16 protein-coding genes are annotated in these 14,529 nt (G+C 31.8%); 7 read left to right on the top strand and 9 right to left on the bottom strand.

Annotated elements, in window-relative coordinates; genetic code table 11:
* Positions 1-3 precede the first annotated feature (3 nt).
* Entirely contained in the window at positions 4-837 is an 834-nt protein-coding gene (locus HSX10_RS16195) for a DUF4138 domain-containing protein (protein ID WP_173589297.1), read from the top strand.
* 125 nt (positions 838-962) lie between these two features.
* On the opposite strand, the gene HSX10_RS16190 is transcribed toward HSX10_RS16195, so the two are convergent.
* The 9 genes from HSX10_RS16190 to HSX10_RS16150 form a co-directional block, all read right to left on the bottom strand.
* Positions 963-2,213, bottom strand: coding sequence for a type II toxin-antitoxin system HipA family toxin (locus tag HSX10_RS16190; RefSeq protein ID WP_173589296.1), 1,251 nt, complete (start codon positions 2,211-2,213; stop codon positions 963-965).
* A gap of 5 nt (positions 2,214-2,218) precedes the next feature.
* A complete protein-coding gene (locus HSX10_RS16185) occupies positions 2,219-2,506 on the bottom strand; it encodes a helix-turn-helix domain-containing protein (protein WP_092470001.1) in 288 nt (95 codons plus the stop codon).
* 75 nt (positions 2,507-2,581) lie between these two features.
* Complete coding sequence (locus HSX10_RS16180; RefSeq protein WP_173589295.1) at positions 2,582-4,168, bottom strand: type IV secretory system conjugative DNA transfer family protein; 1,587 nt, start codon at positions 4,166-4,168, stop codon at positions 2,582-2,584.
* A 1-nt stretch (position 4,169) separates the two neighbouring features.
* Positions 4,170-5,198 carry a MobB family relaxase gene (gene mobB / locus HSX10_RS16175; protein WP_173589294.1) on the bottom strand — a complete coding sequence of 343 codons (1,029 nt, stop codon included), beginning with the start codon at positions 5,196-5,198 and terminating at the stop codon, positions 4,170-4,172.
* 4 nt (positions 5,199-5,202) lie between these two features.
* Positions 5,203-5,595, bottom strand: coding sequence for a BfmA/BtgA family mobilization protein (locus HSX10_RS16170; RefSeq protein ID WP_173589293.1), 393 nt, complete (start codon positions 5,593-5,595; stop codon positions 5,203-5,205).
* Positions 5,596-5,985: 390 nt separating this feature from the next.
* Complete coding sequence (locus HSX10_RS16165; RefSeq protein ID WP_173589292.1) at positions 5,986-6,189, bottom strand: hypothetical protein; 204 nt, start codon at positions 6,187-6,189, stop codon at positions 5,986-5,988.
* A 10-nt stretch (positions 6,190-6,199) separates the two neighbouring features.
* The gene (locus tag HSX10_RS16160) at positions 6,200-6,580 is read right to left on the bottom strand and encodes a DUF6876 family protein (protein ID WP_173589291.1); all 381 of its coding nucleotides are present in this window, start codon (positions 6,578-6,580) and stop codon (positions 6,200-6,202) included.
* A 78-nt stretch (positions 6,581-6,658) separates the two neighbouring features.
* The gene (locus tag HSX10_RS16155) at positions 6,659-7,012 is read right to left on the bottom strand and encodes a single-stranded DNA-binding protein (RefSeq protein ID WP_173589290.1); all 354 of its coding nucleotides are present in this window, start codon (positions 7,010-7,012) and stop codon (positions 6,659-6,661) included.
* Positions 7,013-7,976: 964 nt separating this feature from the next.
* Positions 7,977-8,360, bottom strand: coding sequence for a hypothetical protein (locus HSX10_RS16150; protein WP_173589289.1), 384 nt, complete (start codon positions 8,358-8,360; stop codon positions 7,977-7,979).
* A gap of 93 nt (positions 8,361-8,453) precedes the next feature.
* Here HSX10_RS16150 and xerA point away from each other — a divergent pair, with 93 nt between their 5' ends.
* The 6 genes from xerA to HSX10_RS16120 all read left to right on the top strand — a co-directional run bounded on the left by xerA (position 8,454) and on the right by HSX10_RS16120 (position 14,320).
* A complete protein-coding gene (gene xerA / locus HSX10_RS16145; protein WP_173589288.1) occupies positions 8,454-9,584 on the top strand; it encodes a site-specific tyrosine recombinase/integron integrase in 1,131 nt (376 codons plus the stop codon).
* Positions 9,585-9,697: 113 nt separating this feature from the next.
* Positions 9,698-10,495, top strand: coding sequence for a DUF6090 family protein (locus tag HSX10_RS16140; protein ID WP_173589287.1), 798 nt, complete (start codon positions 9,698-9,700; stop codon positions 10,493-10,495).
* Positions 10,496-10,651: 156 nt separating this feature from the next.
* Entirely contained in the window at positions 10,652-11,398 is a 747-nt protein-coding gene (locus HSX10_RS16135; protein ID WP_173589286.1) for a DUF6794 domain-containing protein, read from the top strand.
* 641 nt (positions 11,399-12,039) lie between these two features.
* Positions 12,040-12,588: a hypothetical protein gene (locus tag HSX10_RS16130; RefSeq protein ID WP_173589285.1), complete on the top strand. Its 549-nt coding sequence runs from the start codon at positions 12,040-12,042 to the stop codon at positions 12,586-12,588.
* Positions 12,589-12,749: 161 nt separating this feature from the next.
* On the top strand, positions 12,750-13,652 hold the full coding sequence (locus HSX10_RS16125) for an ATP-grasp domain-containing protein (protein WP_173589284.1): 903 nt from the start codon (positions 12,750-12,752) through the stop codon (positions 13,650-13,652).
* A 128-nt stretch (positions 13,653-13,780) separates the two neighbouring features.
* Positions 13,781-14,320 carry a hypothetical protein gene (locus tag HSX10_RS16120; protein ID WP_173589283.1) on the top strand — a complete coding sequence of 180 codons (540 nt, stop codon included), beginning with the start codon at positions 13,781-13,783 and terminating at the stop codon, positions 14,318-14,320.
* The last annotated feature ends 209 nt before the right edge of the window (positions 14,321-14,529 follow it).

Genomic DNA, 14,529 nt, shown 5'->3' with positions numbered 1-14,529 from the left:
CTTATGAAAACGTATATGAGCATTCTAACCCTTATTATCACTTCCGCTTTTATGGGAGCCCAAACATCAACAACACTTGACACTATTTACGCCAACGACACCAAAAATGTGGCTCTCTTTTTCCCAGAACCTATCCGCCAAGGCATCACAGGTTCAGATAATTTTGTATTTACCTACAATCGTGATAAAGAACAGTACTTCGGTTTATTACAAGCCAAACAAGGCAAAGAAAGCAACCTATTAGTCATTAACAACAACGGTTCCATATTTTCCTACATTGTAAAATATAAAGCACAGCTTTCTAAGCTTAATTATTTTATTCCACTAGCCTCAAGTATTGGGAATGAAAAACCAAAAGTTAAAGATTCTATTCAAACTGAAACTTCTGAAAAAAGTATTGAACACGACACTTATTATTATCAAAAATTCTGTTCATATTTACTAGATTTAAAACAACACTTTGGTTATTTTACAAAGCGACATAGTCGTGTGATTCTGAGTCTTGAAAATATAGTTTTTGATAAAGAAGCGCTTTACTTCGTTATTCAAATTCGGAATAATTCTACTTTAGATTATGATTTAAACTTCTTAAAACTTTCCATTGAAACGCGACAAAAAGGTAAAAAGAAATCATTACAACGTTTATATCAAGAGCCTATTTTTAAACATCATCTGCCTTCTAAAATTGCTGCCAATGAAACGGTAAGATTTATATATGCTATGCATAAATTTTCACTTTCGAAGGATCGAAGAGTTATTTTAGAATTGAACGAGAAACATGGCGAACGTAATATAGAACTTAAAGTATCGCATAGATATATCAATAACCCCAATTAATACGGTAATGAAAGGCACCGCTATGCTCCCATTGGAAGATTTTTGACCTTTTTTGTATCCAAAAAACATAAGAGTTACAATTTTTAAACATAGAGTAAATATTTGCACCTCCTATTTGGATACACTTATTTCCTAAAAGCCGCAGACATTAGCGTTATCTCCGAGTTTTTAATTCCGATGTCCTTTGCCACTGCCTTCCAATCTTTAACTACGGTTAACACGTCAGTAAGTATGCCATTCATTTCTGTATCATTTAACCTAAAATACGCGCCAACACTTTTAGCAAGGTCAAAGCTTAGAGCATTATCGTCCATATCTAAATTCAAAGACAAACCTTCTTTTTCTATTGAAGGATTTAAATCGTACGCTGGTGATAAAATCCAACCTTTAGCCGTTAATAGAAATCCATGATTACGCATATGATCATCCGTATTAGAAATCGCAATATTGAATACGATTCGACGCCAAAGTTGATGTAAATTAGCGTCTACATCGGCACCATAATTCTCTATAAATTCAACAATTTCAAGATAACTTGGTGCAGAATCTTTTATAATATCTTCTGTGTTTCCTGTCATCGTCATTGCAGACGCGAAGTGAATACGTTTTCTATTGTTTCTATCAAAACGTCTCGTTAGAAAGGTGTGGTATTCACCACTAATCTTTTCTATTTTAGAATCTGCCATTTGAATTCCTGCAGCAGTCGCTAATTGATATGCTAAAAACTCCCAAGCAGCTTTATCAACGGTATCGGTCTTTGATGGAAATTTTGCAATCCAAAGATTCTTCTTGGCATCCAGAATATTCGCCTTTGGTCTTGCGCCACCTAGAGAAGATCCAGGCGCTATTAAAACGGCAATCCATTTTCTTATAGCATCACTATAATCATCACTTTCTAATTGATTTACAGCCTCTTGAAGTTCACCAAGTGAAGACCAAGGAGGTGTTGGATTTTGGTTGTCATTATCTAAAAAAGGACCATCTATTTTCGTTTTAAAGCGCAGGGCTCCCATTCGACTCTCATCATAAACTCCAAGAAGATAATCAATTTCATAGAGGGCACTTGCTTTTTCATTCTTTGCCCTAGCCTCTTGCGCCGCCCTACGCTTCATTAAGGTCTTCCCCCAAGTGTCTGGCATACTATCCAAAAAAATCCCAAAATTATCCTTGTTGTTAGGATATTGAGGTCCCGAATAAAAAACGATATCGGGATCTAGTAATCGTTGCGCATCGGTCTTTAGCCAATCTTTATCATACTCAAAACTAAAGGCCTTTTTACCTTTCGCAAAATGCGCAGAAAGCACACCAACAAGGGTTGGAGTTTCTAAACCATCCCAGTCTGCAAATACGTATATGTCAAATTTTCCTTTAGCCATTTTGTTTATAATAAATCAAGATCCTGTAATTTTCGTCCAAACTCATCATCAACGGCGAGCTTAAGAAAATCATCCTGAAGATTCAACACTCTAAACACATTAAAATAGTGCCCTATTGCTACAGCTGGGTCTCCTTTTTCAATACGATAAAGTGTTGCTCTGTGAATACCTGCACGTTCAGAAACCTGCTCTGTTGTTAACTTTCTTCTTTTTCTTGCCAGCTTTATATTCTCACCTATCTGTTCAAAAATCTTCTGATATTTAGGAAGAAGAATGGTTTTCTTAGAATTCATTTTGTCGCTTATTTAAAACAAATATAGATATATTGCTACAAATAAGCGACAATAATCGACACACTTTACGCCTAATCACTTAAAAATTGATTGTACCTCTTCATAAATCCTATCAAAATTAGCTTGTAAGTCAGCCTCAGAATAATCCCGTGACCTTCTTGGTAATCGTTTTTCAATTCTAGGTAATTTAAATTGAACTTTTCTATCCTTTCCGTCAGCGAACGTAATAAATTCACCTTCTTTTAGTCTAAAAAACACATCAGCTCTAATTTTGGAGACTTCACGTTCCCCTGTTGTAATTCGGGTGTCAAAATTGAGATTATGACCACGATTAACACTAGTGGTTTCTTTCTTTACAATTTCAAAAAAGCGTTCATAATATTTCGCGGTGTCTGGATCGTTTACCTTTCCGAAGAATTGATAGGATAAATTACTTAAAATCGCTTTACTCGCCTTATCTCCATACATCATATCGTTTTGAATTTTGTCTTGCATCACGTAAATCGTCGCAATATCATAGCTTCTTAATGTAGCAGGAATTCTGTGCATATTTAAAAGCCGAATAGTTGGTGCTTCTTCCATTAAGAGAAATGAAGCATTTGAATTTCTCACACTCATTTGCTTCGTAATGGTATGAATAATAGTAGCAATAATTGGCGAATACGCAGTCTCATATTTTGGAGTATTAACGACTGAAATCACAAGCGGTTGCTCTTGCGTATTAATATTAAGAGGAACATCATCTGCAGACAGGATCATAAAAATACGTTGTGTACTTATTTTTTTAAGCGCATTAGCCAAAGTACTTTTTACTCCTGCGGTTTGTCTATCAGAATCCTTACCACTAATAAAAGCATCCGCCATCGCTCTAGATGTTGTATTAGAACTTAAAAATGCGATTAAACTATCGGTATCTAAAAATTGATACATTGCTATTAAGTGGGGCAATGTACACAGGTGTGGATAGGAGGTACGTAATTTCCAAATCAGTCCACCGATTAGTCCTTCAGCGGCATCATTAAAGAATTTTGTTGTGCCTATACTCCCCGACTCTCTTTGTTCTAATAGGTTTTCGATTAGTACTCGTGCGACTTCGTTTACGCTTTCCTCATTAATCATATATCGCGGTGCTATTGGATTTACACGATCGTAAATAGTATCGAATGAAATCACATTAAAATCAATTTGTTTTTTTTCAAATAAAGGGAATGCCATTTCTGTAATTTCAAGGTTTTTATAATCGTGAATGACACCCGAAAATTTGTAGTTGCTAAAATGCTGAAGAAAATTAAAAACGACACTCTCTGTTTTCCCACTTCCTGCAGCACCGATAATTGAAGCGCCTCGTTTGATATTATTAATTTTAAAACTACCCCGTTTAGTTTTAAAATTAACTTGGTGCTTAGCATCAAAATTATATTTTTCCTTGTGAAGAAACACATATAAAACGGTGTTTATAAGCAAGAGTATACAGCCTATAAAAAGCAACACTATATACCATTGCTTTTCGTAGTAGCTGAAATTAAAAAGTAGTCCTAAACAAAGTACTGTCCAAATAAGATTCACAAAAAAGGCATATTTAGTTATTTTAAAAAGGCTATAAAACAACAAGCTCATTCCACATATCACTCCAATAACAGCTATAATTCCCTTTATCTCCATATCATATACCAATGGAACTTGATTTAATTGCCACCTCCACACCACGTTTTAAATACCTAATGGTTTTAAGAGCTAACTGTACTTGACTTGTTGGAATACTAGCCATAGGCACACCAGATTTTGATAGCATTTTAAAAGCAACTGCTTTTTCACTTACTGGCAGGCCTAATAGTGTTGTAAAGTAGAGCTTCGGATTTTTAATAAAATCTTTTTTCGATTTATAGGATGCCACATAGTTCCGTTTGTAGCCAAACGTTTTATCAAAAGTGCCTTCTGCTTTTGTAAAAAAGGCATCTCTATCAAATCCTCGTTTCACTAATTTTCCGTTCATCATAACTTCCGACGCTTTGTATTTAGATCCAGGAGACAAACTCACAGAATTTGAGGTGTCTTTTCGACTCACGATGATATGAATATGACTTTGATTACCCGCTTTTTTCATGCCTTGAACAATTCGTTTTCCATTCTGTTGATATGGAGCTTCAGCCTCCAATTTAAGTATATCGGATTTCATCTGTTTCGTATCACCTTCTAATTGACCTTGCTCAATTTTTCGAATATCCTGTTTTAACTGCAATATTTTTGTAGCAAATGGTTGGTTCTCTCTTACTTGTCTATCTGTGCCTTTAAATTTACGTTGGTGTTCAATTTTAGCAAAATATTTTATGTTGTCGACAGTTATCGGTTTACCATTAATTTCACGATTGAAGGACTTTGCATAATCAGTCATTAGAGCTCTGGTATATCTTTTTAAATCTTCAGAATTATTTTGTAAGTTTCGTAACTCTGATTCACTCGGATTTATGGTAATAGAATAAAATTTCGGTTCTTTCTTTTTGAGTTTTGCTGTATTACCATCAATTTCTTTCATGACTTCTTTAGCTTCTATTTCATCTCCATATTGATTAAAAAAATGCTCGACATCGTCTTGCTCCAAGCCTTGATTTTCTTTCTCAAGATATGCAACAAAATCCACAGAACTTTGCGAATACTCTCCTCCTAATTTTTGAGCTGTGATGGTGATATACATATTCTTATAATTGATTATTAGACTCTTTTTTTTCTACAAACTGAACGTTCTTTTGTTTGAGTTCTTTTTCTAAAATGCGTTTCTTTTCTGCTGGCTCAAATTCCATAAACAAGGATTGTAACATGGCAGTTGTAGGTTTATCATGGTACTTTTCAATGTCTTTTATGATGGCGATTACCGCATTGATTCGTTTCTTGATTTGACTTTCTAAGGTTTTCATATGCGGTCCTAAAGTTTCGTTTGGAGATATCCCATTAGTTTCAAAAAAGTCGAGCATCATTAAAAGTGTCATTGATTTTGAGTGCGACATTTTTTTACAAAATTCATTAAATTTTTGAGCCACTGAAGTTTTAATACTTAGGCTATCAAACCGTTCTTTTTCATATCCTTTATCCATATTTCCTTGAAAAATTTGTTGTTTTTATTGGGCTAACAGCTTTTATCCGTGAAAAACGATGCTAAAACTTCAAAAACCAAAACAATCAATCGCTGTAAACTATTGATTTTACTCGTGTTTTGGAAAAACTAAAAATTGAAACATCGCGCTAGCGTGTTACCCTCTTGCTATTCCTTTTCGTCCAGCGCGCTGGACAAAAAAATACCATTACATCCAAAAATGTAATGGCTTTTACCGTAATACGAATTGAAATTTGATTTTTTATGAGTGTTCTCTTTGAAGTTTAAAAGTATCTTTAGTAAACCACTCTTTTTGTTGCAGAATATAAAATAACAGGGGGGGGAAAAAGACCTTTAATAAACTTAAAGGTCCTGGGTTAATAATTCGATCTTAAATATTAAAAATATAGTCATAAGAATATAAATTTCTTAGAGCTTCTTCTTCCAAAAGTAAAAGTATATCATATTCAACATGATGTTCTTTGGCGTAGCGTTTCAAATCATTTCCAAATTTATGCTCAACATCTTTTTTGGAAACTGAAACCAAACGTTTTTGGGTTTCGTTATCGAGGTTTGTATAATTTAGATATACCATAACGCATATTTTAATATTCGCTTGGAAGCATAAGCGTATTATTTACAAAAAATAATCGCAATTCATCCAAAGGAAAATCGGTTACATTATATCGGTGCGTTTCAAAAACATTGTCATTTCCATCACTATAATTAATGATGGCTTCGCATTGCTTTTCAATCTGTTCCTTTTCAGAAAGTCGCTTAAAATCAATGGTAATAAAAGAACTTCTATTTGATAAATTTTTTGCAATTACGGATGCATCTGTAATCAGCCAAAAGCATTCCGTTTCATTAGCTAAATATTTTAATCCGTCAGTAAAACGCGTTCCAATTAATGGAATTTTAAAGACGATTTCGGTACCGCAAAAATGTTGTAAATCGGCTTTTATTTTGTTAACTTGTGTCTTCATTGTAATTCTATTTAGTAAGATTAATAATGAAAAAGAGAGCGCATCTTTTGGATAGGAACGCTCTCTTTTAATTTTTAATTATTCAGTAGCATTAGCGCCTTTAATTCCTAAAAGCAAGATTTCACCGACGAACACTTCGGTAACGTATCTCTTTTCTCCGACTGCGGTTTCATAGGAGCGTGAGGTTAATTTCCCTTCTAATGCTACTTCTTTTCCTTTGCCTACGTATTTCTCTACGATTTCGGCAATCTTTCCCCATGCTACAATAGTGTGCCATTGGGTGTCTATCACTTTTTCTCCCTTAGAATCTTTGTAAGATTCATTGGTTGCGATTGAAAATTTTGCAACTTTCTTACCATTTTCAAGGTTTGTAATTTCTGGCACGTTTCCTACGTTACCAATTAACTGTACTTTGTTTTTTAGAGTACTCATAATTAAAAAATTTAAAGATTAATATTGACCTATCTGAACGATTCAGAAAGGCTTTGTTATTGATTTACTTATTATATCCAGAGCGTTTTCCTTTTTTTTGTTTTTTAACTTTTGTTCCGCTTCCTTTTTATTTATTTTGTAAGATTTCATAAGATTCATTTTAGATTTACTTCCCATAGAGCCGACGCTGTTACCTTCTTTTGTTGCTTAGTGCTTTCGATATTCAGCTTTGTTTAGACATATAAAAAGTGCGAGGGTAGCCTGCGCTTAGCATTATCGAGAAAGGAAATATATTTTCTCTTGAAGATAGCTAGCGAAGCTATTAGAAGTGAGCCTGGTTATGCTGTCGTTCAAAGCTGAATGTTGTTATTTTGCTGTCAAAAAAAGGGATGACGGTGTTGGATTAAGGAAGTGATTCTAAAGTCTTTGTGAAATATAAAATCATAGGAAGTGGAACAAAATGTAAATATATTTTTATTCTATTTAGCGAACTTGATTCACGCTTTTTACGTGAGAATAGAGTGTTCCTTTCCAGCAGAGCGGAAAGGGTTAACGGAATGAAGCGTCAAAAGTGGGGATTAGGTTCAAGACCTTTTTTAATGAAGCTCTTTTATCGGAATGAAGCTTTTCGCGGCATGTAGAGAAATGTGCTGAATGGAATACGATGAATTTTTATACCTGCGCGTTTAATGTAAATTATCAAAATAAAGATGCAAAAAATCGTTTATTCTAAGTAAGATTAATTATGACTTTTAATCATTCAAAATTTTACTGTAGCATCAGGATTAAACCTAAATACTCTAAAACATATCCCCTATCTGTTGCCATTATTAAAGATCCTCTATAACTAGCGTAATAAGAATCATTCCACAAAAATGAGTCTACTACTATAATTATATTCTATAGAACTTGATTGTACTGTTCTAACATTTTAAATAAAGTCATAATATTCAATAAGGGCTTTCTATTTCTGAACCATATAATCCTGCCATTTTATTAGTACATATTTATGGACACCATGCTCTGCTCTTTTTAAAAATCCATATTCATACACAAAAAGATAAACATCACCTTTTATGTTTTTCCAATAATGTGTGAAAAAATTTGGATCAAATCCTTCTTGAGTAAGCATGCTTGACCGAACTATAACTTTACCGCCTTTATTATATTCCTTCAATATTTTTCTGTTAAGTTTTAGCTGATTGTCGACTATATTATAAAAACGTTCCGGTTTTTCTTTTGCTTGTTGATATTGATAAGCACTTTTACACTGTGGGTCGCAAAATTTCTTATCGGTTCTTCCCTTTAACTCGTTCTTACAATATATACAAGTTTTATAAAATCTCATGTTCCTTATATTAAGTGTATGTTATACGTATCCTATTCGAATAAGATACGATTAAATCATTTACATCCAATACATTGCATTAAACAATACTTTATGGAAAAAGGAAGGAGCGTTACTTTAAAGCATCTTTTAATAAAAGATAAAAGATATATCGGCTTACAATTCAATACAGACAAAATTATTCAGGCACTTGTTAAAGAGTTGCCTAACGTAAGATGGAGCAATGAATTTAACATGGCTTATATTTTAAACTCAAATGAAAACCTTAATAAAATATTTAATATTTTTAGTGGTGTTGTTTGGGTGAATTGTAATTACTTTTTTGATAAAAAACCAATAAATGATACTATTGAGCCCATGGATATCACGTGGTTTAGACAACGATCTCTATCAAATAATTTTCGACACTGTCCTACTTCGTACTTAGATAAGTTACAATTAAAAAAATACGCTAATAATACTGTAAAATCTTATATTCTTGCTTTTGAAACCTTCATAAACGATCACAAAGCCAAAGAATTGATACAGATCAATGAAAATGATGTTAGGAACTATATTCTCAAATTAATTCAAGAAAACAAATCTGATTCTTATATAAATTTAGCTATCAACAGTATCAAATTTTATTACGAATCTGTATTAGGTATGCCAAATCGTTTTTATCAAATAGAAAGGCCTAGAAAGGCAAAAAAATTGCCAAAAGTTCTATCAAAAGAGGATGTTTTAAAAATCATTACAAATACAAATAATTTAAAACATAAATGTATTGTAAGTCTTTTGTATTCCTCTGGGATTAGAAGAAACGAATTAATCAATTTAAAAATTACAGATATTGATAGTAAGCGAATGCTAATACTCATTGAAGCCGCTAAAGGTAAAAAGGATCGTTATACGTTACTTTCTAATACATTATTAAAAGATTTACGTGACTACTATAAACAATGGAAACCAGAAACTTATATTTTTGAAGGAGCGTATGGAAAACAATATTCCGCACAAAGCGTTGGCCAAATAGTAAAAAATGCCGCAATAAAGGCAGGAATACAAATTACTGTCACACCACATATGCTAAGACATAGTTTTGCAACTCACCTTTTAGAAGATGGCGTTGATTTAAGACAAATCCAAGTTTTATTAGGTCATAGCTCTACCAAAACAACGGAGATTTACACCCATGTTGCCACGACTACTTTTAAGAAAATTAAGAACCCTTTAGATATTTAAGAATATATAAAGGATATATATAACATATGTTTTATATATCTTATATTTGGGTGTATATAGAACATATGTTCTATATACTATTGTTAGCCTTCATTATGACCAACAAATAAACAATGATTAAAATTTTTAGAAAAATTAGATACGACTTAATGGAGAAAAACAAAACTGGAAAATATTTGAAATATGCAATAGGAGAAATTATACTTGTGGTTATTGGGATTCTAATTGCTTTGAGTATTAATAATTGGAATGAAAATCGAAAAAATCGAAAAAAGGAAAAAGTTTACATTACTAATATTCAAAGAGATTTAAAAGCTCAATTAGTGATTCTAGACCGCGCAACAAAAGGTGAGTTATTAAGTTACGCAAATCTGTCAAATGCTCTGAAATCATTTCATCAACACAATGGATTTGTGGTTAACACTGAGAGCCTTTCAGAAATTTCAGCTGTAAATGACCGGTTTACTTTTAATATTATTGATACAGCTCTAGATGAGATAAAATCTTCAGGAAATTTAGATATCATACAAAAAAATGAAGTAAAAGATAGTTTACTAAAGTATTACAATAAATTAAGGTTGTCTGGACAAATTATTGCAAGCAACAACCTTCAAAATGACAATTCGGCAATGGCCAAAAGTTTAGCTTTAACGAGTGTTATGGGTGATGATACGGATGCGTTTGTAAATTTCGATGCTGGAATAGCCGATACTTTTAAAAAGGTTCCAGATAATATAATTCAACTAGTATCTAAGTCAATTAATATTCCTGAAAACTCTTTGATACTATATAACCTAATAAATTACAAAAGAGGTGTTTCTTATTTTCATATTAGTCTATATAAAAAGACAGAAAAGAATATCTATGAATTAAACAAGTTATTGCTAGAGAATTATTCTTTTCTTGAATAATAACGAAAGGCTAACAACGTGTATAATCAATTGCTTGATTATCGCCTACTTGGAAATTCCTTCGGAATTTCCTCTGGTTCGTTTTTGTTTACTAACTTAGTCCTAGCCAACGCAACTGAACCATACACGAACACGTTGCCAGTAATTTGAGAAAAATTGAGAAAACTAATAATAATTCTAACAATACTTTCTTTTCTATCGTGTAATAGAAAAGACGAAATTCCGAAAGAACTGAATTATTCTTTTGAGTATTTAAATGAAGTTTGGAGTCCTGAAAATATTGAAAGTTTCAAAAACATCAAAGAAAACGACACAACGCCAAACAATTTGCATTTTGGAATTGGATTAAATTTGAGGAACAATTTATTACGCCACCACGCCAAATCGGATTCTATAGTGGCATATTTCAATTCTTTGGGCATAACACACTATGATTATATGTCTGGACTAATATTATATTCTTACCATCAATATTTGAACGGCGAAAATGTTTACATCCAAGACAAAGTGAATGAAATTATCGAAAGTGAAAAGCCATATAAGGAATGTATGGAAAAACAAAGGGTAATAGGTTTAGAAAAATATAATCGGTTTAAAATAAGTGACACAATTAACGTAAAATTACCTGTTAGCGAAAATAATAGTGCCGTAGATTATGGATGTCCAAATTTGGATTGGAAATTTCGAGATTCCATTGATTTATCTATCGACGGAATTATAACAAATAAATATTATTCAAAAGATTCCATCGATGCGTATTTGAAAGTAAAAATTTTAAATAAAAATCATCCAAAAACTGAAATAATGATGGAAGATTTAGTTGTTAATGACGAGTTTGAAATTCAATTAATTAATAGCGCTTGGAAAATAAAAACTACTGGCAACACCGTGTATAAGCCATAGCTTGGTCATCGCTCATCTGGAAAATTCTTGGGAATTTTCCAGCGAAGTTTTGTACCTTTAATGGTTCGTGCCGAGACACGCAACGGCTCATACACATCAACGTTAGCACCAATTTAAAAAAAATCCCGTAAATGATTGAAATATTTAAGGAATTAAGCGATTACAGTAAGTATTTCGAAAATCAATTGAATTTATCTGGAACGATTTTAGGTTTATTAATTGCAACAAGTACATTTATTTTACAAAGTGGATTTACTTCTTTTAAATATAGTAGAAGTATGTTTCTAAAATACTATGTTGAACAAAGCAAGTTTATATTCTTGAGTTTAGCATATAATATCATTTTTTCATTAATCGTTTTATATCTAAACCTTAATTCTTACACTCTATTTTTTATACATATTATTTTTGCATTGACGTTCGCAAAATATTTTTTAGACTTCTATTCTCATAAAGGTTTTATAAATACAATTCATTCAACAAAATACAACCCTCATAAAAGTCCTTTATTGAAATATTTTCGATACATAAAAAACTTGGGATTTATTCCTAATATTTTGATTTACGGAACTATTTATTTGGTTTTCTTTTATCCATTACATTTCAATTATCCTTTTCAGCTAAATCAGAACCAAATATATATGACAACTGTAAGTTGTTTTGCTTTTAGTATCCTAGTTGTAATTAGAATTATTCCCCAATTTTTCGAATTTTCTGAACAGGAATATAAATCAAAAACTAAAAATGAAGTAATTGACAACTTAGACGCAGACGTTTCAGAAGAAAATAAAATCCTGAAAGATATTTTAATAAAAAATGGACGAACTGAATTACAAGAAAGCAGGAAAATAGAGAATTTTGAAAGCTTAACTATTTATATGCCTGAGAATAAAAAAGAAGCTTTTTTTGTAATTAATGCTGAATTTAAGAATAAAGACATATTTGAAATTGTTGAATCATTACAAGAATATAGCTTTGAATTTTACAAAGAGCTTTCTAGCATTTCAGTTGACATAAATAGTTTTGTTTTATCATACTTTGTTAAAATTGACAATGATAAAAATAGAAGCTATTTCTTAAGGTCAAATAGAACAGAAATAGATAATTTGAAATCTAAATATCATACACCAAAAGAGTTTATTGACAATTTAGATAATAAAGTAATAAATGAGTTGTTAAGAAATATTTGAAAAAAACTGGTGCTAACACCGTGTATAATTAATTGCTATGTTCTTCCCTACTTGCGAATATTCCTGCGGAATATTCACGGGTTCGTAAAAGTTTGCTAACTTAGTTACTTAACCACGCAACTAACCATACACAAAACCGTTCTACGCAATTTGCCAGACCAATGAAAATCATATTTAACGACAGCGTAATTGATAATAAAATAGTCGAACCTGACTATGAATCTGAATTTAATTCTGCGAAAGAAAACGGATTTGAAACTGAAATATTCAGCTTTGAGGAAATAGAAGATGGAAATATAAATAATGCACTGAAATTCATTAAAACTTGCGAAAAAATTGAATTAGGGATTTATCGAGGTTGGATGATGACACCGAAAATTTATGAACAGTTTTACAATGGACTTCTAAAAAAGAATATTCAGTTGATTAACAATCCAACAGAATACAAACATTGCCATTACTTACCAGAATCCTATGACAAAATAATTAAAGAAACACCAAAATCCAATTGGACTAAAGACATTTCCAAAAACAGTATTTTAGAGTTATCAAGTGAATTTGGAGATAAGCCGATTATTGTGAAAGATTATGTGAAATCGGAAAAGCATAATTGGAATGACGCTTGTTTTATTCCAAACGCATCTGACAAAAATAAAGTTTTGGAAATAGTCAATCGATTTATTGAATTACGAGGAGATTATTTGAACGAGGGATTTGTTTTCCGAGAGTTTATAGAATTAGAGTTTCTAACTGAACACTCTAAAAGCAAAATGCCATTAACTAAAGAATTTAGAATTATTTTCTTAAATAAGAAAGTTGTTCAAATTTTCAATTATTGGGACGAGGGAAATTATGATTCTGAAAAACCTGATATTGATTTCTTCCAAAATATTGCAGAGAACATAGAAAGCAATTTCTTTACAATGGACGTTGCGAAAAAGAAAAATGGAGGTTGGATAATAATGGAATTAGGAGATGGACAAGTTGCTGGACTTCCAGACAATGCGAATAGGAATAAATATTATAACGAACTGAATAAAAACTGCGTAGAACACCGTGTATAATTAATTGCTTCATTGAGCCTACTTGCGAATATTCCTGCGGAATATTCACGGGTTCGTAAATGTTTATTAACTTAGTCGCTAAACCACGCAACTAACCATACACAAACACGTTGGCAAACATTTGAAAAATGAAATACCTAAAATATTTATTTCTTCTTTTTTTAGTTTTTGGTTGCCAAAAAACAACTGAAAAACATGTTGCAATCGGAACTTGGAATAGGTGCAATAAAGATGGTAGCTACATCGAATATAAAATCACCGACCAATACATGCTAATATTAACAACTAATAGACCCAACGAAATAATTATATTCGGAAATAAGATTTTAGACGATAAAATAATTTCATACCAATTAAAAAACGGAACAAAAATACTCACGGACAACGATACATTAGTGACGATAAAAGAATCCTCAAAAAAAGTTGTTTTAATGAGTACTTGGGGATTTGATAAATACGAACTAAATAAAGCGGAATTTAATTTTGATAAAATTGATTCAACAAATTTAGAACAATGGAAAGACAAAGCTTTGACGGAATTTAAAAAAAGAGCTGAATCTGTAGCTTGTCCTGACTTGAGAACTGAAGAAGAAAAAATCATAATTCCGACTTTAGATCTTGACGACTCTTTAGAAGAGGAAATAGAAATCGAAAGTTTTGAAAAATAAAAACGATTTGCCAACACCGTATATAATTTATTGCTAGTTCTAGCCTACATACGAAAATCCTCGTGGATTTTCTATTCGGTTTTTATTTGCTAAATTACGTGCTTAACCACGCAACAAACCATATACAAACACGTTGCCACACATTAAAAAAAAACATCGTAAATGATTAATCTGATAGTTGGAAATACTGGTTCTGGAAAAACAACCTA

This window comes from Winogradskyella undariae (assembly GCF_013285155.1).
Lineage (GTDB): Bacteria > Bacteroidota > Bacteroidia > Flavobacteriales > Flavobacteriaceae > Winogradskyella > Winogradskyella undariae.
Note: the sequence above shows the minus strand (reverse complement) of the source record. Positions and strands in the feature narration are given on the sequence as shown.